Source organism: Actinomadura craniellae (assembly GCF_003289645.1).
Classification (GTDB): domain Bacteria; phylum Actinomycetota; class Actinomycetes; order Streptosporangiales; family Streptosporangiaceae; genus Actinomadura_D; species Actinomadura_D craniellae.
Genome location: NZ_QLYX01000001.1, coordinates 228,663 through 252,417, shown reverse-complemented (window position 1 = coordinate 252,417; position 23,755 = coordinate 228,663). Strand labels below are relative to the sequence as shown.

Annotated in this window: 23 protein-coding genes and 1 pseudogene; 17 read left to right on the top strand and 7 right to left on the bottom strand. The window is 67.9% G+C overall.

The window, feature by feature from the left end:
* Window positions 1-42: 42 nt before the first annotated feature.
* Together zwf and DPM19_RS00990 are read left to right on the top strand one after the other, a co-directional pair.
* On the top strand, window positions 43-1,446 hold the full coding sequence (zwf, locus tag DPM19_RS00995; protein WP_111862827.1) for a glucose-6-phosphate dehydrogenase: 1,404 nt from the start codon (window positions 43-45) through the stop codon (window positions 1,444-1,446).
* 26 nt (window positions 1,447-1,472) lie between these two features.
* A complete protein-coding gene (locus DPM19_RS00990; protein WP_158566664.1) occupies window positions 1,473-1,937 on the top strand; it encodes a YkgB family protein in 465 nt (154 codons plus the stop codon).
* Between the two features lie 63 nt (window positions 1,938-2,000).
* Here DPM19_RS00990 and DPM19_RS00985 read toward each other — a convergent pair whose 3' ends face one another.
* Together DPM19_RS00985 and DPM19_RS00980 are read right to left on the bottom strand one after the other, a co-directional pair.
* A complete protein-coding gene (locus DPM19_RS00985) occupies window positions 2,001-2,192 on the bottom strand; it encodes a DUF397 domain-containing protein (protein WP_111862825.1) in 192 nt (63 codons plus the stop codon).
* A complete protein-coding gene (locus DPM19_RS00980; protein ID WP_146778709.1) occupies window positions 2,183-2,992 on the bottom strand; it encodes a helix-turn-helix domain-containing protein in 810 nt (269 codons plus the stop codon). The genes DPM19_RS00985 and DPM19_RS00980 overlap by 10 nt, the downstream gene beginning before the upstream one ends.
* A gap of 137 nt (window positions 2,993-3,129) precedes the next feature.
* On the opposite strand from DPM19_RS00980, the gene DPM19_RS00975 reads away from it, so the two are divergent.
* The 6 genes and pseudogenes from DPM19_RS00975 (at window position 3,130) to DPM19_RS37005 (ending at window position 8,128) form a co-directional block, all read left to right on the top strand.
* Complete coding sequence (locus DPM19_RS00975) at window positions 3,130-3,522, top strand: ATP-binding protein (protein ID WP_111862823.1); 393 nt, start codon at window positions 3,130-3,132, stop codon at window positions 3,520-3,522.
* A gap of 255 nt (window positions 3,523-3,777) precedes the next feature.
* The gene (locus DPM19_RS35105; protein WP_158566663.1) at window positions 3,778-3,939 is read left to right on the top strand and encodes a hypothetical protein; all 162 of its coding nucleotides are present in this window, start codon (window positions 3,778-3,780) and stop codon (window positions 3,937-3,939) included.
* A gap of 237 nt (window positions 3,940-4,176) precedes the next feature.
* Window positions 4,177-4,992, top strand: a complete 816-nt coding sequence (locus tag DPM19_RS00970) for a hypothetical protein (RefSeq protein WP_199484760.1) — start codon at window positions 4,177-4,179, stop codon at window positions 4,990-4,992.
* A 361-nt stretch (window positions 4,993-5,353) separates the two neighbouring features.
* Window positions 5,354-6,286 carry an NADP-dependent oxidoreductase gene (locus DPM19_RS00965; protein WP_111862822.1) on the top strand — a complete coding sequence of 311 codons (933 nt, stop codon included), beginning with the start codon at window positions 5,354-5,356 and terminating at the stop codon, window positions 6,284-6,286.
* A gap of 473 nt (window positions 6,287-6,759) precedes the next feature.
* Window positions 6,760-7,782: pseudogene (locus DPM19_RS00960) on the top strand (DUF4241 domain-containing protein); the annotation flags it as partial.
* Between the two features lie 97 nt (window positions 7,783-7,879).
* Complete coding sequence (locus tag DPM19_RS37005; protein ID WP_111862820.1) at window positions 7,880-8,128, top strand: hypothetical protein; 249 nt, start codon at window positions 7,880-7,882, stop codon at window positions 8,126-8,128.
* 192 nt (window positions 8,129-8,320) lie between these two features.
* Here DPM19_RS37005 and DPM19_RS00950 read toward each other — a convergent pair whose 3' ends face one another.
* Window positions 8,321-9,649 carry a hypothetical protein gene (locus DPM19_RS00950; protein ID WP_111862819.1) on the bottom strand — a complete coding sequence of 443 codons (1,329 nt, stop codon included), beginning with the start codon at window positions 9,647-9,649 and terminating at the stop codon, window positions 8,321-8,323.
* A 143-nt stretch (window positions 9,650-9,792) separates the two neighbouring features.
* Here DPM19_RS00950 and DPM19_RS00945 point away from each other — a divergent pair, with 143 nt between their 5' ends.
* On the top strand, window positions 9,793-10,380 hold the full coding sequence (locus tag DPM19_RS00945; RefSeq protein WP_111863325.1) for a hypothetical protein: 588 nt from the start codon (window positions 9,793-9,795) through the stop codon (window positions 10,378-10,380).
* A 121-nt stretch (window positions 10,381-10,501) separates the two neighbouring features.
* Here the strand turns inward: DPM19_RS00945 and DPM19_RS00940 are convergent, their stop codons facing one another.
* Both DPM19_RS00940 and DPM19_RS00935 read right to left on the bottom strand, forming a co-directional pair.
* The gene (locus DPM19_RS00940) at window positions 10,502-11,584 is read right to left on the bottom strand and encodes an endonuclease NucS domain-containing protein (RefSeq protein WP_111862818.1); all 1,083 of its coding nucleotides are present in this window, start codon (window positions 11,582-11,584) and stop codon (window positions 10,502-10,504) included.
* A gap of 362 nt (window positions 11,585-11,946) precedes the next feature.
* On the bottom strand, window positions 11,947-12,984 hold the full coding sequence (locus DPM19_RS00935) for a hypothetical protein (protein ID WP_233509737.1): 1,038 nt from the start codon (window positions 12,982-12,984) through the stop codon (window positions 11,947-11,949).
* A 211-nt stretch (window positions 12,985-13,195) separates the two neighbouring features.
* On the opposite strand from DPM19_RS00935, the gene DPM19_RS00930 reads away from it, so the two are divergent.
* The 7 genes from DPM19_RS00930 to DPM19_RS00900 all read left to right on the top strand — a co-directional run bounded on the left by DPM19_RS00930 (window position 13,196) and on the right by DPM19_RS00900 (window position 20,038).
* The gene (locus tag DPM19_RS00930) at window positions 13,196-13,816 is read left to right on the top strand and encodes a hypothetical protein (RefSeq protein WP_111862817.1); all 621 of its coding nucleotides are present in this window, start codon (window positions 13,196-13,198) and stop codon (window positions 13,814-13,816) included.
* A gap of 13 nt (window positions 13,817-13,829) precedes the next feature.
* Window positions 13,830-14,420, top strand: a complete 591-nt coding sequence (locus DPM19_RS00925) for a hypothetical protein (RefSeq protein ID WP_111862816.1) — start codon at window positions 13,830-13,832, stop codon at window positions 14,418-14,420.
* A gap of 208 nt (window positions 14,421-14,628) precedes the next feature.
* Window positions 14,629-15,453, top strand: a complete 825-nt coding sequence (locus tag DPM19_RS00920; protein ID WP_111862815.1) for an SAM-dependent methyltransferase — start codon at window positions 14,629-14,631, stop codon at window positions 15,451-15,453.
* Window positions 15,454-15,595: 142 nt separating this feature from the next.
* Entirely contained in the window at window positions 15,596-15,745 is a 150-nt protein-coding gene (locus tag DPM19_RS00915; protein ID WP_199484759.1) for a hypothetical protein, read from the top strand.
* A gap of 417 nt (window positions 15,746-16,162) precedes the next feature.
* Entirely contained in the window at window positions 16,163-17,740 is a 1,578-nt protein-coding gene (locus DPM19_RS00910) for a carboxylesterase/lipase family protein (RefSeq protein WP_111862814.1), read from the top strand.
* A 384-nt stretch (window positions 17,741-18,124) separates the two neighbouring features.
* Window positions 18,125-19,393, top strand: a complete 1,269-nt coding sequence (locus DPM19_RS00905) for a PucR family transcriptional regulator (RefSeq protein ID WP_111862813.1) — start codon at window positions 18,125-18,127, stop codon at window positions 19,391-19,393.
* 60 nt (window positions 19,394-19,453) lie between these two features.
* Window positions 19,454-20,038 carry a TetR/AcrR family transcriptional regulator gene (locus DPM19_RS00900; protein WP_233509736.1) on the top strand — a complete coding sequence of 195 codons (585 nt, stop codon included), beginning with the start codon at window positions 19,454-19,456 and terminating at the stop codon, window positions 20,036-20,038.
* A 435-nt stretch (window positions 20,039-20,473) separates the two neighbouring features.
* Here the strand turns inward: DPM19_RS00900 and DPM19_RS00895 are convergent, their stop codons facing one another.
* Together DPM19_RS00895 and DPM19_RS00890 are read right to left on the bottom strand one after the other, a co-directional pair.
* On the bottom strand, window positions 20,474-21,160 hold the full coding sequence (locus DPM19_RS00895) for a tetratricopeptide repeat protein (RefSeq protein WP_267900864.1): 687 nt from the start codon (window positions 21,158-21,160) through the stop codon (window positions 20,474-20,476).
* A 330-nt stretch (window positions 21,161-21,490) separates the two neighbouring features.
* Window positions 21,491-22,207: a TetR/AcrR family transcriptional regulator gene (locus DPM19_RS00890; RefSeq protein WP_111862811.1), complete on the bottom strand. Its 717-nt coding sequence runs from the start codon at window positions 22,205-22,207 to the stop codon at window positions 21,491-21,493.
* Between the two features lie 103 nt (window positions 22,208-22,310).
* On the opposite strand from DPM19_RS00890, the gene DPM19_RS00885 reads away from it, so the two are divergent.
* Window positions 22,311-23,504, top strand: coding sequence for an FAD-dependent monooxygenase (locus DPM19_RS00885; RefSeq protein ID WP_111862810.1), 1,194 nt, complete (start codon window positions 22,311-22,313; stop codon window positions 23,502-23,504).
* The last annotated feature ends 251 nt before the right edge of the window (window positions 23,505-23,755 follow it).

Below are 23,755 nucleotides of genomic sequence, written 5' to 3'. Positions count from 1 at the left end.
GGGCACGCCCAAGGCCAGGCCAGTGCCCCGACTGGGGGCATCATGAGCATTCCGCGAGGACAGGTCCTGGTGCTGTACGGCATTGCCGGGGATCTCGCCAAGAAGATGATCATTCCCGCCCTGTATCGGCTCACCGCCCGCGGCGTACTCGACGTTCCGGTCATCGGCGTGGATCGCGGGCCGCTGGACTCGGTCGCGCTGCGCGCCCACGTGCACGGCAGCGTCGCGGCCGCCTGCGGCAGGGTCGATGAGGAGGTGTTCGGCGCGCTCGTCGCCAAGCTCGTGCCGGTGACCGGCGACGTGACCGAACCGGCCCTCTACGTGCAGATCGCGCGCCACATTCCCGGCGACGCGTTCGCGGTCCACTATCTGGCCATGCCCCCCGCGCTGTTCGGGCCGATAGCCGAACGGCTGGGGGCCGCGGGGCTGAACACCCGCGGCCGGCTGGTGGTGGAGAAACCGTTCGGCCACGACCTTGCCTCCGCGCGGCGGCTCAACACCGTGCTGCACCGGTACTTCCCGGAGGAGCGGCTGCTGCGGGTCGATCATTTCCTCGGCAAGGAGACGGTGCAGAACCTGGTGGTGTTCCGCTTCGCCAACAGCCTGCTGGAGCCGATCTGGAACCGTGGTCACGTCGCCACCGTGCAGATCACGATGGCCGAGGCGTTCGACGTCGCCGGCCGGGGCGCGTTCTATGACGAGGTGGGCGCCGTCCGCGACGTCCTGCAGAACCATCTGCTGCAGGTCCTGGCGTACCTGACCATGGATCCTCCGGCCGACCACAGCGCCGAGAGCGAACGCGGCGAAAAACGCCGGCTGATGTACGCGATACGCGCGATCGCCCCCGATGACCTGGTGCGCGGCCAGTACGCCGGCTATCTCGACACACCGGGCGTCGCCACCGGCTCGGCCACCGAGACCTACGCCGCGGCGCGACTGTGGATCGACAACTGGCGCTGGGCCGACGTGCCGTTCCTGATCAGAACCGGTAAGGCGCTCGCGGTCACGAGCACCGAGATCGCGGTCCGGCTCCGCCGGCCGCCGTGCATGCTGTTCGCGTCCAGCGCCGCCGACCGGCCCCGGCCGCGACCCAACATCGTGCGCTTCCGCCTGGAACCCGATCCGGGTGTGACGTTCGAGCTGCTGGCCAAGGCCCCCGGACAGATCGACGCGGTTCGCCAGGTGCCGGTGTCGGTCGACTTTCAGGGCGAGCCCGGTCAGGTGGACAGCGCGTACGAACGGATCTTCACCGATGCGCTCTCCGGCGACCCACGCCACTTCGCCCGCCAGGACAACGTGGAGGAGGAATGGCGGATCGTCGCCCCCGTTCTCGACGCCGAGGCGCCGCCGGAGCGGTACGAACGCGGCTCCTGGGGGCCCTCCGGCGCCGACCGGCTCACCGAGGAGGGCCGCTGGATTCCCACCGCCGTCCGTGCCCGACCGTGATACCCGACACGCCAGACGAGGATTTCATGAAAACACACCGCATCGGAAAAATAGTGCATAGCGTAGGCATTTCGACCGTTCGACATGGACTTGTGATCAACCTTCTGGAGATCGGGCGACTAAAATTCGAAGACTACGAGGTAGAAAATATTCGCCCCCTCGTAGCCTCAAGCCCTCCGCTCTCGTGGCTTGTCGCCAGATTGGGAGAGAAGAAGGTCGCCAGATTGATCGGCGTTACTGAAATCGTTCTGGGCTCGCTGATCGGGGCAAAACCGATCGCGCCGAGAGCATCAGCCCTCGGCAGCCTCGCCGCCGTCGGCATGTTCGCCACCACCCTCAGCTTCCTGGCAACGACACCCGAGGCGTGGCAGGAGACACGCGGGGAACCGAAGCTGTCCCTCGCGGGGCAGTTCCTGGTGAAGGACGTCGTGCTCCTCGGAGCCTCCTTGCTGACGGCTGCGGACGCCCTGCAAGCCGCTGAGCGCCGGTAACCCAGCGCCGGTCCTAGGAGTCGATTCTCGTCGGCGGGCCAGAGGGTGATCGGTACCGGGCGGTCAGTGTGTGTCGGCGGCGGACCGCAGGGCCGTCCGCAGGGCCGCACGGGTCAGCAGGAGGACGGGCCCGTCCGGGTCCTTGCTGTCCCGCACCGCCACCACCGCACCGGCCACGTCCGCCAGTTCGACGCAGTTACCGCCGCTGGATGTGCTGCGGCTGCTCCTGCGCCAGGCAACGTTGCTCAGGTCCATTTTTCTATTGCCTTCCTCATGACCTCGTGCGACGTATCTTCCGTGAGCGCTCGTGCACGAAGCTCGATCAAAGTTCGCGCCAGAGTGGCCAGGTCCGCTGGGTTGTCCGTTGCGATGCCGCGGATGGCCGTCTCGACGTAGGCAACCTCGCTGCGATCCTCCATCGTTGCAATCATGAAGTCACCTGAGTTGCCGGCGTGCTCACCGCTTGCCAAGACTACTTGGACCGTGATGTTCGGCATCATGCCCATGGTGAGCAGGTGCTCCAACTGCTCCTTCATCGTCTCGGCGGAACCGACTTGCCGGTAAAGGGCATGCTCATCAAGCAGCAGCACAAAGAGCGTGGGGGGAGTTCCGTCGTCCCTGATAAGGACGGACTGGCGGCGCAGGCGGAGATCTATCGCTTCCTGGTTCCCCCTCAGGAGGACTGACATATAAGCCGGGGTCTGGAGCAGCCCAGGAATCACGCCGTGCTCCCAGCAGACCAGCATCGCCGCATCGCCCTCTATCTGCGGCCAGTCGAACCAGACCGGCACAGGGTGACCGTCCTTGTTCAGGTCCTCCCAGAGGCCGATCAGCGCTCCACCCGCCTCCAGGTGGTCGTCCACGATCTCCACGAAGGGACGGGTGGCGCGCTTCTTCCCTGCCTCGATACGGCTCACCTGCGCAGGGCTGACCTTCGTGAGATGAGCGATCGTCTCCTGCTTGATGCCCTTGGCCTCCCGCAGTCGGCGCATCTGCCGACCAAAGGCAATGAGCGCAGCCGACTCCCTCGGGCGTTGCCGTCGTACCGCAGCCATGATCACTTTCCCCTCTCGGCAGCTTACTGCCGAGTTGACCCTCTTACCGGCCCAAGCCACTTGAAGTCGGCAAGCCAAACCGTAGCCCGGATAGTGGCTCAATGTGTCGTGTTCACCACACGAAGTGAGGAGAGGTTATGGGCCAGGCGGCGGAGAACGAGCTGGTGCTGAAGCAGGACCTCAAGGTGGTCGCAGAGGTTCGACAGTTCGTGCGGCTGGTCACCGGCGAGTACGGGATGGACGACTTCGTGCCGTGCCTGGTGGCGAGTGAGTTGGTCACCAACGTGCTCCGCCACGCGTCCGCGCCCGACGACGACGTGACGTTCCGGATCGGACTCACCGACGACGGCGCGCTGTGGATGGAGGTCCAGGACGCATCCTGTGACCTGCCGCGCATCCAGCGGGCCGACACCACCAGCGAGGCAGGACGGGGCCTGTACATCGTCGACCAGTTCTGCCGCTGCTGGGGTGTCCGGCCCATCGCCGGGCAGGCCGGCAAGGTCGTCTTCGCCGTCCTCGACGCGACCTGAAGAACAGCGCAGGGGCGGCTCCCGTCCGCCCCACCCCTACTACGCCAGGTGAAGATCGTGATCTTCACCTGGCGTACCAAGCCCCGTGACGGTGGCTCCCCGCTCGGCTCTTACCGGCCCCACAAGATCGAAAATGCCCCCGGAAGAACTCCGAAACCCCCTCTGAAATTGCTGAAACACTGTGGGCGATACTGGGTTCGAACCAGTGGCCTCTGCGGACTGACGTATCGGACCCGGTCTGTGCATGATGGTCACATGAGTGACGATCAGCAGAGCACAACGGAGCGGTGGCGGGCCCTGCCACCACGCACTCCCCTCGAAGATCTCGTGGCCGAACAAGAGGTACCGCCCAAGCCCCAGGTGGTGGCCGAACCGGGAAACACCAAGCTCGATGAGGCCACCCGCTACCCGGGCTGACGGATACCGGGCTTCCCCCGTAGCACGAACGCCCCTCCCCACAGTGACCTACCGGTCACCTCAAGGCAGCCGTCCGAGCCACGGGGAACCCAGGAGAAAGATGATCTCCCAAGCCCCTCCCAGTCGACCACCAAAGACTCCGAACGGCAGAAGACCGCTCCTACCAGCGGAAAGCCCAGAAATCAAGACGCTTCAATCGCTCTTACACCTCCCATCTGTGCCATCTACTGTGAGCGGATGAGTGAGGAGTTGAATCCGCAGGTGTTTTCGAACCGCTGGGCTGACGCCGTCGGGCCCAGCGACCACGGTTCACCTCGTGATTTCTGCAGGTGTATCGAGCACATCAGCACCAAGCCGCAGCGACCGACCCGCTTCCATCCGGAACGCCAGGACACCACCGCACCGGGATGGGTCCGCCTTCTCGAACTGGTTGAAGAGGCGGCGACCGACGGACGGGAAGTCTTCAAGCCGCTGGTGGAACTCACAGCGGAACAACGGCGCCAGGTCGTCACGCTCCCGCCGACCATCGCCAAACTCACCTCGGTGAAACACCTCGTGCTGTACGGCAGCAACCTGGTGCGTATTCCGCCTGAGATCGGCGCGATGAAGAGCCTTGAGGAGTTCACCCCGTACACCTCCTACCGCCTGCACTGGTTCCCGTACGAGGTCACCCGATGCCCCGACCTGCGGCATAGCACGGTGAGCACCCGCGCCATCTACGGCAACTACAAGCGACGACCACCGTTTCCGTCGCTGCCCGCCGCACCAACCGACACCCAGGACACCGACCTCGAAAACCTCGACCCCGGTATATGGGGTGCCACCGCGATCCGCACATGCAGCGTCTGCGATCAGCGCATCGAGGGCGTCAACCTCCGCCAGGTCTGGATCTCACTACGGACATCGGGCGCCGACGTCCTGCCACTGCTGGTCAACGCCTGCTCGACGACCTGCATCGACGCGCTGCCCATCCCGGCTGAAGGCTACGTCCAGACGCCGCACACCGGCGGGCCCGGCATCGACCAGCCGCCGGCCGGACGACGTCCTCGCTGACGATCCGAAAGCTGTCGACGCCCCGCTCAGCGCGCACGCATCAACTGACGGCAAAACTCTCGTGGATCGCCGGGCGGTCGCGGCGGCGCGTGACGCGCCGCCGAGCTGGACCCGCCCGGCGGCGCTGACCACCGTCGGGGCGGCGATGCAGGAGGCCTGGACACCATTCATTGGTAGCACACCGTCACCGGAGATGACGGGGCGATCAACCGGCGGCGGGCGCTGGTGGAGCATGTGGCCGTGATTGCGCCCTGTCCGGATTTAAGTGATTCCTGGCCAAAAGAAGGCGGCGCACTCGGCTTTGGCCTGGACGGACTGGAACAGGATCAGCTGGAGACGAACGTTCCGAAAGGATCCGAGCATGCGAGCGATCACTGTGCGAGACCGTGACGCGGGTGTCGGCGGCCTCACCCTGACCGACATGCCTTACCCCCACGCCGCGGAAAACGACGTCATCGTGCACGTGCACGCCGCGGGCTTCACCCCCGGAGAGCTCGACTGGCCGGGAACGTGGTCCGATCGCGCCGGCCGCGACCGGACACCCAGCATCCCCGGACACGAGCTGTCCGGAACCGTGGTCGAGCTCGGCTACGGAACCACCGGCCTCACCGTGGGCCAGCGGGTGTTCGGACTGACCGACTGGGCCCGCAACGGATCCCTGGCCGAATACACCGCGGTGGAGGCTCGCAACCTCGCTCCCCTCGCGGCCGACATCGACCACACCGTGGCCGCCGCGCTGCCCATTTCCGGACTGACCGCATGGCAGGGCCTGTTCGACCACGCCCACCTCACGACCGGTCAGACCGTCCTCGTTCACGGCGCCGCGGGCGGCGTCGGCTCGATCGCCGTCCAGCTCGCGCGAGAGGTGGGCGCCCGCGTGATCGGCACCGGCCGGGCCGACGACCGTGACGTCGCGCTCGGCCTCGGCGCGCAGACCTTCCTCGACCTGGACACCGACGATCTGCGGCACGTCGGCGAGGTGGACGTGGTGTTCGACGCCATCGGCGGCGACATCCTCAAGCGATCGACCGAACTGGTACGCCCGGGCGGCACCCTCGTCTCCCTCACCATGCCACCCACCGTGCAGCCCAAGGACGGGCGAGCCATCTTCTTCGTTGTCGAACCCGACCGCACCCGGCTGACCGACCTCGCCCAGCGCCTCCGGGCCGGACGGCTCAACCCCATCGTCGGCGCCGTACTGCCGCTCTCCGAAACGGCCTCCGCGTTCGCCCGCCACCGCCGCACGCCCGGCAAGACGATCATTCAGGTCGCGGACGAACTCGGCACACCATGATCGACGACCACTCACCACGTAGGACACCTTGCCCGCCCACCTGGTGCCGGAGCCGGAAAGTTCGGCCCTCTTGTGCTCGGCGCCGTAGTTGCAAGCGACGCGCTGGTTGATGCGAGGTGAGCGGGGGGCGATGCGAGGTGAGCGGGGGGCGTCGGAGTGAGCGTTTCATTCCAGGTCTTCCCAGTTCCAGGGTTCGGTGGGGGTACCGTCGGGTTCGCTCCCGTAACAGAGCTGTCCTGCGTGGCGGCCGGCCACACCACCGGGCCGGGCCTCGGCCCACCTGTTCGTTCGCCCTCGTCATGGCCGGTCATGGATCCTTCCCCACCGGGGCGTCCCGGCTCAGCCGGCTGGATCCCGCCCTGCCTGCATGATCTTCCGGATGTCCCGGCCGGTCGCTACCGTGATGCCCGGAACAACCCGATGATCACGAACGGGTTCGGGAAGGGAGCGGCGTGACGGCGGAGGGCGCCAGCATGGTCGAGGTCGGGTACTGCCAGGGCTGGGATCCGCAGGTTCGTACCGTCGTCGCCCCGATGGGTGAGCGGCAGGCTCGTGGCCGGGATGAGTCGGGTGAACCATATGCGGTCCTGCTTCGCGCCCAGGGGGTACCGAAGGCCCTGTTCCAGGTCGACTGGGGGCATGGCTACCTCGGGCTGTTCCTCTTGGACGCGCAGGCACGGCGGACCAGGGAGTTCACCTACCGGCAGTTGGAGCCGGGGCGGCTGCACCTGCGGCGTTACCGGGAATGGCGGCACGTCTCCGACACCGAGCCGGAGTTCCCCGAGCATGGCTGGCGCTTCACGATGACGATCGGTCCGGACGGGCGCGCCCAGCGGATCCTGGACGACGAGGGCGGCGGCTCGCTGCACATCGGGGCGGACGTCCCGGTCGAGCACCGCACGGTGGCCAAGGCGGAGTTCGGTGCGTGGACGGCCTACGCCGACGCGCCCATGCTCGGGCTGGACGACCCGATCACCCTGGCACCGGCACCGGACGTGGTGGACGCCCCGGCCTCCGGTACGGCGCCCACCTGGTCGGCTCCGCTGCCGCTGCGTCCCCGGCATCTTGAGGTGCTCTTCACCCCCGGGCGCCGCCTGGCCCGCGACGACGGGTACATCGCGGTGGTCGCCGAGCCCGAGCATGCGGGTCCGCTCCGCCTGCCCACCGGCTCGGTGCTGGCCGCAGACCCCGGCACCGTCAACGACCGTGACCTGCCTTTCACCGTCACCGTGCCGCCCGGCGACTACCCCGTGCTGATCGCTGCGATGCGCTGGGAACACGAGGGCGGGCACTGGGGCGAGACCCCGGCCGCGATGCTGCGGATCACCGATGAGCCGACCACCAGTTGGGAACTCGCGTTGCGGCCCGGGCAGGACGCCCGGCTGCTGGACACCGATGAGTTCTTCGGGTTCGGCGTGGACTCGGGCACGGCCTGCTTCCTGGACGCCACCGGCCGCGACACGCTCCCGGAACTCTTCCACTGGGAAGAGCCGGAGGAGGGCGACCGATCCTCCTTCGCCGAGGTACGCGACCCGCAGACCGGCACCAACCTGATCCGCCTACCTCAGCGGCAGAGGAGACGGCAGCTACCCGGTGTGGATCGGCCGCGACGCCGGCGGGCAGGTCACCTGCTTCGTCGCCGACATGCTCGTCCTCCACGACACCAAGGCCCTGCCGCCCACGACCCCCTCGACAGCCGTTTTCCTGCCGCCGACCCCTCCTGGGACAGATGACCGCCGGCAGGCCCCGTTCACCCGCCCCAGCGCCACGGCCGAGTTCATCACCACCCAGATCACCGACATCGTGGACTTCCGGGCCGAACTCAACGCCAGAAGACGCTGAACCCAGCGCCCGCTCTCGAACCGCCCCCTTTCCCCGCCCCCTGTTTTTCGCGACCGGCTTCCTCTGGAGCAGTTCCTTCACATGCACGCCGTCGCCAACACCCACAGTGTCCGCGCTACGGGGGAAATTCAGACGAAATTGTCGGGGCATTCGCGGAAGCACCCGTCCGACGGCTCACTCGGTCGCCTCGGATCAATGTCGGCCGGCTACGCCTGCCCGGTCCAGCAGCTCATGCATGACGTGCGGGGGAAGTGCCGGATTACGCGCGGCTGCGGCTGCCAGCCGCGTCTCCTCCAACGCCTCCAGCAGATGCGACAGTGGCAGCCTCGGGTCGGCTGCCGCATCTCGGTGCAGGTTCGGGTTGTCGTCTTCCAGCAGTTCGGTGACCCGTCCGGGCGTGAGCCGAGGATCATGCAGGGCACACCACCGCACCCACGGCTCTTCGTCGCGGCTCAGCCTGTCGACGAGATCCGGCGGTGTCTGCGGGTCTTCCAGTGCCAGCACCCGCATCCGGGGGTGCGGGTCGTCGGCGAACCGGCGCAACCCTTCGCGCGGGATGCGTTCCCTGATCTGCCTTTGCGACAGCCCATCCCACTCGCGCCAGATCTCCAAGAGCAGTTCGACGGGCACATCGTCATTGTTCTCAGCGAGGAGCAAACGCACTGCGAAGTCCTCGTCGGCGGCGAACCGCTCCTTCACGTCTTCCGGCAGGTCCTTCCGTCTGGCCAGCCCGCGCCGGATCAACACGTGCGCGGACGTCGCATGGCGACGCATCTCAACGGTGTCGAGTGGGAGAAATAGCGTCCACCCAGGCAGGTGGTATCTGATCTCCGGGTCGATCTCGACGTCGATCGCTGCGCGTTCGTCCTCGGTGAGCGCCGGATGGGACGATGCCGCCAACCGCACCCGGAATTCCGGGTCGCGCGTCAACCTCCGCACGACGTCGGCGGGCAACAGCGGATTCTCGGCCGCTTGTTCCCGCACCTGGGCGTTCTCGGAGGTGACCAGCACGTCGGCTTCCTCAGCGGTGATCGGCGTCCAGCCGCCGGGCGGCCTCCCCGCTTCCCCGAAGCGCTCGTAGGCCTCAGCTCGGATATCGTCCACGGGATCTGACAGAAGCTTGATCTGGCTCTGCCGCGGCACGTTCGGGTGGCACACGACCTCCCATCGAACGTGATCGTCCGGGTCGTCCGCGAGGATTTCCAGTACCTCCTCCGGCAGCCGCCTTCCGACCTCCCAGCAGCCCGCAAGGAACCGGCGAACCTTCACGTCCGGGTCCCTGGCCAGGCGGAACCGCTGGTCTCCGCCGTAAACCGCGAAGTTCCGCCGCACCTCCGGATCGGCGTGATTCAACGCCACCTCGGCGACTTCGTCGCTCCATTCCTTCCTGGTGTAGAAGTCGATGGCGCCGATGGACAACAGCCGCAGAACGATGTCATCGGGGGCGGCAGGATTCCTGGAGAGCCCCTTGGTCCATCCTTCGGGCGGGGGCGTGGGGTCACCGAGGATGAAGATCGCCATGGTCGGCCAGCGTACGAGATGAAGGGCCCGCCGGGCATGGCCCGTTCGAGTCGCGCTTCGGGTCCACAGCTGCCCGACGCCAAAGCCGAGCGGCCGAAGTCGGGGCGTTCGTGGACCGGCCGCCGCGCCGTTAGATTGCCGTGGTGGGCATGTATCTGGTCAGCATCGGCGCGGCGAACTGGTTCGGGGAGGGCGAGGACGGGTGGGGCCCGATCGCGTCCGGGTTGAACGAGGAGCTCCACCGCAGGGGCCTGCCGCCCTATGACCAGGTCCCCGAAGAGGCGGAGTTCGTCCGCGGGTCCGGGCAGTCCTTCGAGGAGAAACTCATCCCGCCCATGGACGGCTTCGGCGCCCTGTGCAGGAAACACCTCTCCCGTCACGAGACCGACCTCCTCTGCGACTGGACGTTCCTGGTGCCGATCTCGCTGGAAGAGCCGATCCTGCTGCCGGTCGAGTCCGCCTACGGGCTCGAATCCACGATCGCGGGAGCCCCGCAGGCCCTGGCGGTCGCCGAGCGCCTGGCCGCGGCCGTCGACCTGCCGGCCGAGGTCCCCGCCACATCCGACAACCTCGACCTCACCGCCTGGTTCCTCGACGGCCCCGCCGAAGAACTGGCCACCCACCGGCCCGGCCCCTGGAGCACCGACCTCGACACCGCCTTCTACGTCGCGCTCTACCTACGCGCCGCCCAGCACTCACTACGCCGGGGCAGCCCCCTGACCTACATCTGACCTCCACAAGACGCCTCAGACCGGGGCCGAGAAGGAGAGAATCCGGTTCGCCTGCGGTCTCCACCTCACCAGCGCGTGATGGTGTGGGGTTCCCCCCGATCACCGTCCGGCCGGGTGGATGTCAGGTGTCGAGCTGGAATTCCTTGGTCAGGGTGTCGATGGTGAAGCTGCTGCGCATCGGGCAGGCGCTGTTCTGGTTGGCGAACAGGCCGGAGGCCCAGACCGCCTTCTCCTGGGGAAGCGTGCGCTCCCATTCGACGGTGACCACGTACTCGGTGATGTCCTCGTCCTTTTCGACGGTGTGGACGTACTTTCCGTTGAGTTCCTGCTCAGCGAGGGGGAGCTCTTGGCCGTCGATGTCGACGACGGCCTCGGGGAACGGTTGGGCCTCGCGGGTCACCGTGCCGACGCCGACGTAACCGGTCTGCGGGATGTGGACGAAGACGCGCCCTCCGACGGGCAGCTTGCGGAGCGTCTTGCTGTACCACACGCCCCCGCCGGCCGAGACGAACCCGTACTTGCGGGCGTCCTCCCAGTCGCGGATGCCGGTGTTGTCGGCACCGAAGGAGACGTACCAGTCCTGGCCGTTCCACTTCTCCTTGGTGCTCTTCTTCGACGAGCCGGCCTGCGAGGCGACCGCGGTCTCGCTGACCAGCCAGGTGCGGGCCAGGTACTTTCGGCCGTCGTCGACGAAGTACCGGAAGAACGCGACGTTCACCGGGACGTCGAAGGAGCTGAGGTAGGTCACGATGCGCTCGGTCGCGGCATCGGCGTCGTGGGCGATGATGGTCAGGGTGTGCGAGGAATTCAGCTCCTCGGGCGGGTTGGCCTTGAACGTGTCGAAGAACGCCGCCTCGAAGGCGACGTCGTGCTTGCCGGCCTCGTAGAGCGCCTTGATCTCCTCGTGCGCGAGGCCCGAAACCCACGAGCCGTAGTCGAGCACCTGGGCGACCACCTCCCGCGGCGTCCGGCCACGCTTGAGCTCAAGGACGTGCAGGTTACCCTCCTCGTCCACGCCCAGCAGGTCGATGGTGCCCCCTGCCTTGGTCGGCACCTGACGGCCGACGATGAGCAGCGGGTAGCCGAGGATGGCCGGGTCCTGCTCGATCAGATCCTCAAGCTGCTTCTCGAACTCGATCCCGGTCGAGTTCATCCGCTGGGGCTTGCCGCCGTCCACCCGCCACAGACCCACTTCGACCGGCACGCCTTCTCCTCCACCCTCAAGGCCGCGAGTACCGACACCGGTACGCAACACGGCCACACCGCCTACGGCGATCGCTTCGCCACTCACATGGTGGCGAAGCGGGACCCTCAAGGGAGGTCTTTCGCCGCAATTAGCCGGCTACCAGCACGGTCTTGAGCGCCGCGCGAATTTCTCGGCAATAACCCGTACCACGTTTTCGTGAACGGCTCGCGCTCGTCCGCATCCGCCTTCTCGATGACGCTGTCGTATTGGCAGCGGAGTCCGGGAGAGCCAGCTCCTGGAGATGGCGCAGCGCTTCGGCAGGGCCTCCGCAACGACTTCCTCATGCGGCCGAAGGCACCCGCCCAGGCGTCGGCACGGGGCTATTGCATGAAGGTGAGCGGTGGGTGCTCGACCGAGTTGGTGCAGCGGTAAACCTGCAAGGTGTATCCGCGGCCGATGGTCACCATCGTGGCCCAGTACGCCGAGGGATATCCCGGCTCGTCCGGATCATCCTCCAAGGGCCGCCAACTGCCGCTTGCGCCGTCCCATTCACTGCTGTCGATGGTGAGCAGAGCGTCCACCGGGGCGCCGCACTCCTCACATCGCCAATACTCGGGGGCGGGCGGGTCCGTGAAGGTCCAGCGGGCGGGCCAGCCACCGATCTTCCAGCCGGGCGCGATCGACAGATCGCCGTCATAGTTCAGCTCTTGCTCCCTGATCCAGCGGTAGAAGCGTTCGGCCAACTCGGGATGGGTCTCGGGGTTCACCTGGTACTCGGTGACCTGCTCGGGGTGCAGCAGGCACGGGAACGGGACGTAATCCTCGCCACCGACGAAGGCAGGCTCGGGCGGACGCCGCAGAACGTCCGTCACGTCCGCGGACCGCCGCCACCGCAGGTGCATCGCCGACGAGGAGTTCTCCACATCCGGGAACGGGCACCACAACACCTGCAACAGGTCCATGCCCTCGGGGCAGGGCAGGTCCGGGACATCCCGGGCGTAAAGCTGGGCCACCGGGATCATCGGCAACGGACCGCCGGGAAGCTCCCGCAGGGGGTACCCGTCGTGGATCCGGTCGACGACCGCCTCTTCCTCGGCGGTGAGCAGGTTCGTCCGCGGTGACCGGGGCCGCGCCCACGCCGCGACCAGGATGCGCCGCAGCGTGCGCACATCCGCCAACGTCGTCAGCTCGTATGCCTCGTGATCCCCTCCTGCGGCGCAGACCGGCCAAGCCTCATCGGCCGGCCATAGCAGCGGGCCGCCCACCGAACTGTCATGCACGGTCGGGTGTCCCCGGCGCGGATGCAGCCGGGTGGCGGTCCGGGCCATCTCCGCCACCTCCGGGAACACCGCGACCACGTTCACCGGGCGCGGCGGCGTCGTACGAACCATGATCACCCTCCTGATCGGCAGCCGCATCCAAACACGTCGCACCGACAAACACCTCCGGTAACACGTCCTGGGCGCGGGTACCGCCGCCGGCTTCTTCCGGTGCGGCCACGCCGCGGTCAGCGCAGGAGGTCCTCCGTCGTTCGGCTGCCCCGCCCTCCCCTGCTGGTGTCTGCTGGAACCGGGACGGGTGCGAGAGCGTCAAGAGGGCGCGCGGCACCGCTGTGGAGGGGGTTGGGGCGTGGAGGCGATCGACCTCATCGTGCCGGTGATCGGCATCATCGTGGGCGCGGGCGCGACGATCATCGGCGCGTTGCTGCCCACCCGCCGCTCCCGCAAGCGGGAGATGGCCCACCGGCTCGAGTTGGAGGAACAAAGATCCCGCAATGTCCAGTACGAGCGGCTCGTCACGCTGCGCGCCAGCAGCCGGGATCTGCTGCGCCTGGCGGAGCGGTACGTGGAGGCCGCCAGGGACCACCGTTCGCCCGAGAGCGCCGAGTACCGCATCTCCGGCGGCATGCCCAGCCAGTTGCACCACGTTCTCTCCTCGCGGCACACGGACATGGCGCGGGCGTTCGGCTCCCACCACGACATCGCCGCCCGCTATTTCGCCTTCGTCAGGTCGTGCGACAGCCTGTTCTCCCTGGCCTCGGAGGTCTGGGCCTACCTCAGGATGCGCAGCCTCCCAGGCCGCGTCGCCGCCACACCGTACGAACGCCTCTTCCGCCGGCAGAACGTGGTCGACAGGATCCTCGAACCGGCCCCCGCCCTCGTGCAGCAGGCCCGCGAGGACCGCGCCGCGCTCAAGGCCGCCCTGCTCGCCGCGGCAGCGGACCTGGGCATCGATCTGGTGGACGGGTAGCGGGGAGACGGCGTTGAACCTCATCTACACGGCGTTCCTGAGCGGCCTGGCGGGCATGCTCGCCGTTACCCTCATCCACCGGATCCTCGGCCGGCGATGGGCCCTCACCGCCGAACTCGCGCAGCAGCGCCAACGGGTGCGCGCTCTGCAGAACGCCACGGACTCCGTCCTGGCGCACGCCCGGCTGGTCACGGCGCAGGCCAGGATGCTGGACATCGACACCATCGAACCGGTACCGGCGACGCACGAGAGCTACGCCGACCTGGCGGCCGAGGTCGGGCGCACCCACCCGAAAGCCGCCGGCCTCTTCTTCGAGTTGCTGGACCTGGACCACGCGCTCCGGCTGAGCATCATCCTGCGGGAAGGCCGCTTCCTCAAAGCGCGGAAAGCGCAACCGCTGCTCTTCAAGCTGCCCTCCGCCCGCCGGATCCACCGCAGGATCTCCTTCACCGCGATCGACCCCGCGGTACAGGAACTCCTCGGGTCCCACCTGCGGGACATCGAGGAGAAATGCGCCGCGCTGGAAAGAGCCCTGGCAGAGGCGGCCCGGGAACTGGGCGAAGCCTACAAATCCCTTCCTGCCCGGTTCTCCCTTCCCCTGTGACGCCGCCGCGCCGATCTTCCATGTCAGCGCGCCCTCAACAGCTTCCTGAACGCCTCCGGCAAGCTCGACAAGTCGCAGTCCGCCAAGGTGGCCACCGACTGTCACGGCTCCAGGCAGCAAACGAAACTGCGGAATCCGTACGGGTTGACAGGTGCCGAACAAACTTGTCTGCCCGAGTCATAGGCGAATGCGGGGCTAGCATGACTCGATGATTTCGCCGGAGCCCTCCTACCTGCCGAGGTTCGATCCCGCGATGCCCGCCGAGGCCCGGGTGTTCAACCGGTTCTCCGGCGGCAAGGACAATTTCGCGCCCGACCGTGCGCTCGCCGAACTAGCCCTGGAGATCGCGCCGGAGATCATGGTGCTCATCCGCGAGCTCCGCAAGTTCACCGACCGTGCCGTGCGGTTCCTGGTCGAGGCGGGAGTCCAGCAGTTCATCGACGTCGGGGGCGGGATACCCGCCCCGCACAGCCTGCACGAGGTGGTCCGGCCGATCGCCCCGGACGCGAAGGTCGCCTGCGTGGACATCGATCCCGTCGTGGTGACGCACGGGCGAGCGCTCGCCGAGGTCCACGACTCGGTCCGCTACGTCCAGGCCGACGCCCGCGACCCCGACCAGATGCTGGACCACCCAGAACTCGTCCAGCTCATCGACCTGGACCGGCCGGTGGCGATCCTGATGCAGTCGCTGCTCGCCGTCATCACCGAGGACGACCTCGCCACCACGATGGTCCGGCGCACCGTCGACCGTCTGCCCTCCGGCTGCGGGTACCTACTGATCAGCCATCCGATCGGCGACGTCCGCCCCGAGATCACCGCCGCACTCGCCGACCTCTTCCAGGACCAGGGAGTGATCAAAAGCAAACGCCGGGGGAACGCCCGTTCCAGGAAGGAGGTGGAGCGTTTCATGGACGGCCTCCAGCCGGTGCCACCTGGGATGGTCCCCTTGCCCGACTGGCGGCCCGGACCCGGCGAACCCACCGTCGACACCACCGGCTTCTGGGTCATCGGCGGGATCGGCCGGAAACCCTGAACCACAGATCCCTTGATCAGGTGACCGCGCCCGGACGGCGGGCCTGGGAAGGACCATCCTGAAGAGGGACCGCCCCCGTGTGCGCGGGGAGCAGTAGAGCTTGCGCGCCTTCAGGGAGAGGGTTTCGGGACCACCCCCACGAGTGCGGGAGCGCAATCACCGAGACCAAAAGCGCTGGCAGGCTGGTCGCCGCTGGCACTCCGACATCGAGACACTGCGCACCCTCACCGACTGGCTCACCGGCTCCGGCGCCGCCGTCATCCGCGCCCATCTCGCCATCTTCTACCCCTGAACGAGTGCCGTTGCAGCACGGGGTACTCACTCAGTTCAAAGGCTCACCTTCAGTTCCGCAGAAAGCCGTCCCAGGAAGATCAGATCAGCTCTGATCTCCTGCGATCAACACTCCACTGCCCCGCAGAACGACTGCACATCGTAATAACAGTACGGAGCGGCGCTTGGCCCGGAGCACATGCGTTGGGTCCCGGTGCGGCACCGCGTATCGGCCTACGACCAGCACGTTCGGGATGGTGGGCTGAGGTCTGGCGCTGGGATGGCAGGCCGGTGGGGTCGCTGAACATGACAAGTAAATCTCAATTAAGTATTCCATCTGGGCAATCCGTACCAATTTTCGATGTACGTACCATCCGGTGTCTTTGAGATCCCGATTAGCGGGTCTTGGAAATCCAATTCTGCTGGAGGTGCGTGTCTGATGCAGTTCGTTCGGGCTGTGCTCGCGGCCCTGGCCGCGGTGACGCTGGTCGGGGTCGCGACGCTCTCAACACCGGTACTGGCGTGGGCGCGGGCGCCCGGTGACACGGTGACGGTGCAGGACGGGACCCTGCGCGGGAAGGTCAACGGGGACGGGCGCCGGTTCCTGGGGGTGCCGTACGCGGCGTCAACAGCCGGGAACCGGCGTTTCCGCCCGCCGCAGCCGGTCACCCCGTGGCAGGGTGTCCGGGACGCCACCAGGGAGGGCGACTTCTGCCCCCAGCTTGGTCTGGGCGGTGAGGACTGCCTGGTGCTCAACGTCCACACCCCGCCGGTGGCGGAGTCGAGGAACCTGCCGGTGATGGTGTGGCTGCCCGGCGGCGCCTACGTGGCGGGGTGGGGTTCGGGGTACGACCCGGCGCCGCTGGTCGCCCAGGGCAAGGTCATCGTGGTGACGGTGAACTACCGGCTCGGGCCGCTCGGTTTCATGGCGCTGCCGGAGCTGGCCGAGGAGTCGGGGACGACCGGTAACTACGGGCTGCTCGACCAGCAGGCCGCCCTGCGCTGGGTACGCGACAACATCGAAAAATTCGGTGGCAATCCGGGCAACGTCACCCTGACCGGCGAGTCGGCGGGCGGTCACAGCGTCTGCATGCAACTGCTGTCACCGGGCGCGGCGGGCCTGTTCCACAAGGCCATCTCCCAGAGCGGCGCCTGCACCAGCACCCTCGGCCCGGCCCCGGCCCAGACGGCCTACAAGACCGGCGCGGAGTTCGCGAAGCAGGTGGGCTGCACCGACCCCGCCACGGTCGTGGCCTGCCTGCGCGGCAAGCAGCCCGGAGACTTCCCCGTTGACGTGCTCGGCCTGTTCGGGCCCTCACCGCTGAGCTGGATGCCGATGATCGACGGCAAAGTGATCAGGGAACCGACCCTGACCGCGCTGGCGGCCGGGCGCTACAACAAGGTGCCGCTCATCTCCGGCAGCACCAGGAACGAGGGCAAGCTGTTCACGGCCCTCAACTACCACCTGACCAAACTCCGCAACGCCACCGCCGACGACCTCAGGACCGAGATCCGGTTCAGGGCCGGGGACAACGCCCCGCAGGTACTGGCCGCCTACCCGCCGGCGTCCGCCGACAACGCCAACGAAGCCGTGTCCGCGGTGACCACCGATGTCCTCTTCGCCTGCCCCGCCCTGGCCGCCAACCAGAACGCCGCCGCCAATCCCGGGCAGCGGGTCTACGCCTACGAGTTCGCCGACCCGGCACCGCCGCTGGCCGACTTCGACCCGCTGATGCCGCTGGGCTCCTACCACGCCTCCGACGTGTGGTACCTGTTCAAGAACCTCAACGGCATCCCGCTGATCCTCGGCCTCAACAACGACCAGCAACGGCTGTCGAACCAGATGGTCAGCTACTGGACCACCTTTGCCAGGACCGGCAACCCCAACGGTTCCGGCACTCCGAACTGGCCCGCCTTCACCCCCGCCTCCCCCCAGGTGCAGCGGCTGACCTCCCAGGGCACGGCGCCGTTCACCACGTTCGCCGCCGACCACAAGTGCCACCTCTGGAACCGCTGAACGCCCACCGCCGGCCGGTCGGCCCTCTTCGGGACGACGGCCCATACCGGCCTCCGACGCGGACACGCCGCGTGAGACCGCGAGCCGGATCATCCTTCGCATGACACCCCGTGGCCTCGGCCTACATGTGCCGCTACGGGTAGAGGCAGGCTCCTCTACCCGTAGCGGCCACTTCTGGAAGCGGAAGTGGCCGTTGCCGGGCAGAGCATCGACACCGATGCCCTGATCTGGGGGTTCGTCTCCCCGCTGTCGCTCCCTCCGGCATGGCAGAGGGAGCGAACGTCCGGTGGTCAGGCTGAAGACCACTCGATTTTGTTAAACGATCGGCTAGATGATTCCTAGCCGATCGTTTAACATCTGGGGCCGAGCAGCGAGAGGACCCCCATGTTCGAACCCTGGAACGACGCGGTGGGCCTCGGCCCCGCAGGTCTCGAGGTCACCGCCCTTCTCTACCCCGAACTACCCTCGCTGGCGGCGGAGGTCGTCGAGGAGATCCGCGACCAGATCCCCGAGTACGCCGCACCGCTGAAGGGGGCGCTCTGCGAGCCCGTCCGGGCCCGAATCGAGAAAGGACTGCACCAGCTCCTCACCCGGTTCATCGCCGGATCGCCCATCGAAAGCCAGAGCTCCGAGTTCTACCGGGCCCTCGGCCGGGGCGAGTTCCTCGAAAGCCGCAGCCTCGACTCCCTCCAGGCCGCCTACCGGATCAGCGCCCGCGTCACCTGGCGACGCTTCGCCCGGATCGGGCACGAGGCCGATATCGCCTCCGACCTGATGTACCTGCTGGCCGACAGCGTCTTCACCTTCTCCGACGAGATGACCGCGCTGTCGGTCGGCGCGTTCACCGAGCTCAGCGTCCAGACGGCCGGCACCCTCGAGCACGCGCGGCAACAGCTGCTGCGACGGCTGCTGACCGAACCCGCCCACTCCCTCCGGACGCGCCTGGCCGAGCTTTCCCTCAAGGCGCGATGGCCCCTGCCCGAAACCGTGACATGTGTGGCGATCAGCGAGGACTACGACGCCCCGCACGTGATCTCTCCCGCGCTGGATCCCGACATCCTCGCCGATCTGAAGCGCTCCGACCCGTGCCTGCTCGTCCCCGGCTTCCCGTCACCGGCACGCTTCCACAGCCTGCACCGCGAGTTCACGGGCGTGGCGTTCGCCCTCGGAGCCACCGTCCCGCTGGAGGAGACGGCACGCTCACTGGCCATGGCCCGCCAGGCACTGACCCTGAGATCCCAAGGTCTCCTTTCCGGCGAGCACCTCCGCTGCGAAGACCACCTCGCCACGATGTACCTGCTCAGCGACGACCTCTGCCTACAGGTCCTCCGCCGGCGCGCGCTGGCCCCCTTCGCCGCCCTCAACGCCAAGCAACGCGACCGCCTCTGCGAAACGCTCCTCGTCTGGATCGACTCCGGCAACTCGGTGGTCAAAGCCGCAGCCCGGTTGCACGTCCACCCGCAGACCGTCCGCAACCGCATGCGCCAACTCGGCGACCTGTTCCCCGGCCTGCTCGACGACCCCGACTGGCGCTTCGAGATCCAGCTCGCCCTCCGCTCCCGCCGGCTCACCTTTCGCCGCCGCAGGCCCAAGCAACGCAAGCACCTCCACCGACGGCAACAGCCCACCGCCACCGCCCAAGCCGTCAGGTGAGGCCCTGCACCGCACCGTATTGCTAAGGTGCCGCAGGTGGCCCCGAGGAACCCTGCGGGAGTGGTGCGAGAACGGCTGGTCGAAGCCGCCGTCGGCCTGTTCGTCCGGCACGGCGTCAACGGCACCTCGCTCCAAATGCTCGCCGACGAGATCGGCGTCACCAAAGCGGCCGTCTACTACCACTTCCAGAACAAGGAAGACCTCATCGAGGCGGTGGTGACCCCCCAACTCCGCCGGCTGGCCACCGTCGTCGAAGCCGCCGAGAAGCAACGCCGCCGAGCCGACCAGGTCGACACCGTCCTGCTCGGCATCATCGATCTCCTCATCGACAACCGCGACCTGCTCTTCGCGTTCCAGTTCGACCCCGCCATCCGGCGGCACATGGAAACCCGGCCCGACATGCTCGACCTCGCACAGCGCGTCGGCATGCTCCTGAGCGGACCCGACCCCCACCTCCACACCCTGATGATCGGCCTCGTCACCAGCCACGGCCTCGTCTCCGCCGCCGCCAGCCCCTTCCTGGCCCACCTCGACGACGCCGAACTCCGGCACGGGCTCTACGCCATCGCCCGCCGCATCCTGCGCATCAAGACCCCGGTCCCGGCCGCGCAGCACCGCATCCCGGCAAGCCCTGCGGAAAGCTGACGACGGGCCCGCCGGACCGTCCAGCCCCACTTCCACCGTCGCCGCCGACCCCGTCATCTGCGGGCTGCCCCGGGACTCTCCTCGTAGTACGGACGGTTTGGGTCACGTCCAGCGGCGAACACCGCACGAACGCCGCAGTGAACTGGAACAACAAGCACACGAAGACTTGGCCGAACCCGTGACCTCTTCGGTGTGAACACCATCCACCATCCCAACGACGCAAGGCTTCCAGGCATTCGCCCAGCTCAAAAACCCATCCTCAGCTCTCTAGGAAGCCGTTCCGGAAAGATCTGATCAGTTCTGATCTCCCGCAGTTAACGCTCTCCTGTCCCGTGGTGGTCTTGCCGGTCACCGTGTCGGTGCGGCGCCGCTTGACCTGCACTGCCTGAGCGAGAGGACGCGTCGGCTCTGGCTCCCGAGCAGGGATGCGGCAGGCTAGCGCCCTTGCGGGAACCACCAGCGGCGCTTGACTCGGCCCTTGCTCTGAGGCACGGACACATCGACGCCGTCCTCGCCTGAGGGCAGAGGTAGGCCCGCGCGGCGCAATCGGTCCAGCTCGTCCATGGCGCGTAGGTTGTGCGCGGCGAGCCGCGCCTGCTCGGGGTCGTTGGAGGCGATGGCCGCCTCGAAGGCCTGCCGGGCCCCTGCCGGGTCGCCGAGGTGGTTGGCGAGCACGAACCCGAGGTTGGTCGCGGCCTTCGGCATGAACTCCACGTCCCCGGTCGCGACCGCTCGGCGGTAGGCCTTGGCCGCCTCGGTGAACGAGCGTTCCTGCTGGTGGATGGCCCCGAGGTTGTACCAGGCCGACCCCAGGAACCGTTCCCGGCCGGCGTCGATCACCTGCCCGAACAACCGGGCGGCCTCACTCCGACGGCGTTCGCGTGCGGCCAGGTGCGCCTGGCCGATCAGACCACCGACCGACCACTCGGGATGGCCCGCCTGCCGCGCCCGGTCGAAGTAGATCCGGGCGCCGGCCATCTCGCCCCGGTCGAACAGGGCCATGCCCAGGACGTACGCCGCACGCGGCGACCACTCGGGGTCACCGGCGTCCACGGCCGAGATCAGGGCGCCGCGGGCGGCCTCGAAAGGGTCGTCGGGGGCCGCCGTCGCCCGGCCCTCCAGCAGGGCAAGCCCGACGGCGAACGCGGCGCGGGCCGGGCCGGGCCGTCATGGGCGTCGCTCATGACCACATGGTTCCCCAAGGGGACAGGGTCGGCAATCCCGACGCTCCAGAGCACCCCCGGGTCACCTGCCGATCATCTCGCCCTACGGGAACGCATCAGCCCTGGGTCCAGGGAACGCCGCCGAAACTCCGGCGGGTAGGGCTTGGGCACGACGAACGATCTCCTTCGGAAGATCGTCGAACCATATCTCTCCCAACACCCGTGCCCGCCAAACGGGAGCAGCATCAGGGGGAACCCAGAAGCCGGACGGCTGTGCTCCAAACCGCGGTCAACGTGCGCGCTGGTCGATGAGTGCGGCCAAGCCGTCCAGGATCCGCTGTAGGCCGAAATCCCATGCCTGATCTTGCCCGTCGGACTGGGCGGCTGAAGCGAAGGCCACAGCGAGCGCGGGGAATCGCTCGCCGTGCGCCTGCATCAGATCGCCGAGGATGGCGCCCAGTTGGGCTTCGGGGTTGCCTGCGGGGCCTGCCGCACGGGCCTGCTGGGTGATGCCGCGTACGTGACCGACCAGCAGGACAGCCGCGTCCATCCGCTCGGCGCCGCTCAATCCGGTGCCGTCCAGGGCGGATACGGCACGCTCCAGCCAGGACAGCTCTCCAGGCCCCATGATCCGCGGCCCGGCGGTGGCGTCCAGCACCCAGGAGTGCTGACGAAAGACAGCGAGCAGCCGGCGAGCCCATTCTTCCAGTTGCTCACGCCAGCCACCGCGCCGCGCCTTCGCCGCCGGGTAGGGGCCGATCGCGACGTCCACCATCAGAGCGACCAACTCGACCTTGCCCGGCACGTACCGGTACAGCGCCATCTTGGTCACGCCCAGTTTCGCGGCGACCCGCTGCATGGAGACATCGGTCAACCCCTTCGAGTCGGCGATCTCGACCCCGGCCCGCGCGATGCGCTCCAGGTCGAGTGTCGGCCTGGGGCCGCGCGCGGGTTTGGGGTGCGGACCCCACAGCAGCCGCACCACCTCGGCGTGTTCGCCACCCATCTCTGCCGGCCCTCCCGATCCTGCCTTGCGGAATCAACTGTGTCTAGAGTACACAGTAAATATCAGTGTCTATGGGACACAGTTTTTCGAGCGGAGGGAACTCGTGAACAGGAACGTCCTCATCTCGGGCGCGAGCATCGCCGGTCCGGCGCTGGCCTACTGGCTGGGGCGCCACGGCTTCCAGCCCACCGTCGTCGAACTGGCCCCGGCCCTACGCCAGGGCGGTCAGGCCGTCGACTTCCGCGGCGAAACGCACCTGACCGTGCTGGAACGCATGGGCCTGCTTCCCGAACTGCGCCGTATCCAGACCGGCGGCAGCCCGATACGTTTTGTTGACGAACGCGGCCACACCCTGCTGGACCTGCCGGCCGAGTTCACCGGCGGTGCGATAGAGGTGCTCCGCGGAGACCTGGCCCGAGTTCTCCACGAGCACAGCGCCCCCTGGGCCGAGTACATCTTCGGCGACTCGATCGTCAGCCTCACCGAGACCTCCTCCGGCGTGCGGGCCGACTTCCAAAGCGGAATCTCGCGCGACTTCGACCTGGTCATCGGTGCGGACGGGTTGCACTCCAACGTCCGTCGCCTCGCCTTCGGACCGGAGGAGGACTACGTCAGCCACCTTGGCTACTACGCCGCCACCTGGCAGCTGCCCAACGACCTGGGAGTGGGAAAGACCTCCGTCGGGTACAACGTGCCGGGGCGACTGGCCTCCGTCGGCGCCGACCACCGAGATCCGGCACGGGCAGGGGCGTTCTTCGTCTTCGCCGCGCCGGAACTGTCGTATGACCGCCACGCCTCCGAACAGCAGAAGCGTGTGATCGACAACGCGTTCTCCGGCCTCGGCTGGGAGGTGCCCCACCTGCTCGCCTCGCTGCACCAGGCCCCCGACCTGTACTTCGACTCGATCAGCCGGGTGGACGTGGACACCTGGTCCACAGGGCGCGTGTGCCTCGTCGGCGACGCCGCCTGCGGGGCCACCATCGGCGGCATGGGCACGGGAACCGCGGTGGTCGCCGCGTACGTCCTGGCCGGCGAACTCGCGCGGGCCCAGGGCGATCACCGGGCTGCCTTCGCCCGCTATGAGCACAGGCTCCGCAAGTACGCCGAGGGCTGCCAGGCAGGCGGTGACCGCACCGGGAAGTTCCTCGCCCCCGCCACCGCCACCGGCATACGTCTCCGCAACACCCTGCTGTCCCGGCGCCTGTTCCTGAACGGCATGCTCAAGCTGGGCGAGAAAGTCAGCAGCACCGTGGCCCTGCCCGACTATCCAGCCGACCCCAGCCGCATTAGCTGGTGACCGACGCGGTCTTCACCGAGGGGGCCTGCGACGGTGGGGGGCAGCAGCTCTCATAAATGAGAAGATCAGCACCCGACGCCCTGAACCAGGCCGAAAGCGTCGCCAAGACCACCCGTGCCCGGGTCCAGACCTCAGCCGCCGTACTGGGATACGTCCCGGGGCGCCTCTCCCCGGCCACGACGCCAAGGCCGTGCACTGGCGGCGCGGGGCGTTCGCCTCTTCGGTGTTCCACCCCGCCACGACCGGCGGGC

Excerpts from the sequence above, each read along its gene's own strand:
- DPM19_RS00905 (WP_111862813.1), top strand. The coding sequence starts at position 18,125 with ATGTTCGAACCCTGGAACGACGCGGTGGGCCTCGGCCCCGCAGGTCTC.
- DPM19_RS00970 (WP_199484760.1), top strand. The coding sequence starts at position 4,177 with ATGAGTGAGGAGTTGAATCCGCAGGTGTTTTCGAACCGCTGGGCTGAC.
- DPM19_RS00935 (WP_233509737.1), bottom strand. The coding sequence starts at position 12,984 with ATGCGGCTGCCGATCAGGAGGGTGATCATGGTTCGTACGACGCCGCCG.
- DPM19_RS35105 (WP_158566663.1), top strand. The coding sequence starts at position 3,778 with ATGAGTGACGATCAGCAGAGCACAACGGAGCGGTGGCGGGCCCTGCCA.
- DPM19_RS00890 (WP_111862811.1), bottom strand. The coding sequence starts at position 22,207 with ATGGGTGGCGAACACGCCGAGGTGGTGCGGCTGCTGTGGGGTCCGCAC.
- DPM19_RS00910 (WP_111862814.1), top strand. The coding sequence starts at position 16,163 with ATGCAGTTCGTTCGGGCTGTGCTCGCGGCCCTGGCCGCGGTGACGCTG.
- DPM19_RS00950 (WP_111862819.1), bottom strand. The coding sequence starts at position 9,649 with ATGGCGATCTTCATCCTCGGTGACCCCACGCCCCCGCCCGAAGGATGG.
- zwf (WP_111862827.1), top strand. The coding sequence starts at position 43 with ATGAGCATTCCGCGAGGACAGGTCCTGGTGCTGTACGGCATTGCCGGG.
- DPM19_RS00980 (WP_146778709.1), bottom strand. The coding sequence starts at position 2,992 with ATGGCTGCGGTACGACGGCAACGCCCGAGGGAGTCGGCTGCGCTCATT.
- DPM19_RS00920 (WP_111862815.1), top strand. The coding sequence starts at position 14,629 with ATGATTTCGCCGGAGCCCTCCTACCTGCCGAGGTTCGATCCCGCGATG.
- DPM19_RS00965 (WP_111862822.1), top strand. The coding sequence starts at position 5,354 with ATGCGAGCGATCACTGTGCGAGACCGTGACGCGGGTGTCGGCGGCCTC.
- DPM19_RS00985 (WP_111862825.1), bottom strand. The coding sequence starts at position 2,192 with ATGGACCTGAGCAACGTTGCCTGGCGCAGGAGCAGCCGCAGCACATCC.
- DPM19_RS00975 (WP_111862823.1), top strand. The coding sequence starts at position 3,130 with ATGGGCCAGGCGGCGGAGAACGAGCTGGTGCTGAAGCAGGACCTCAAG.
- DPM19_RS00990 (WP_158566664.1), top strand. The coding sequence starts at position 1,473 with ATGAAAACACACCGCATCGGAAAAATAGTGCATAGCGTAGGCATTTCG.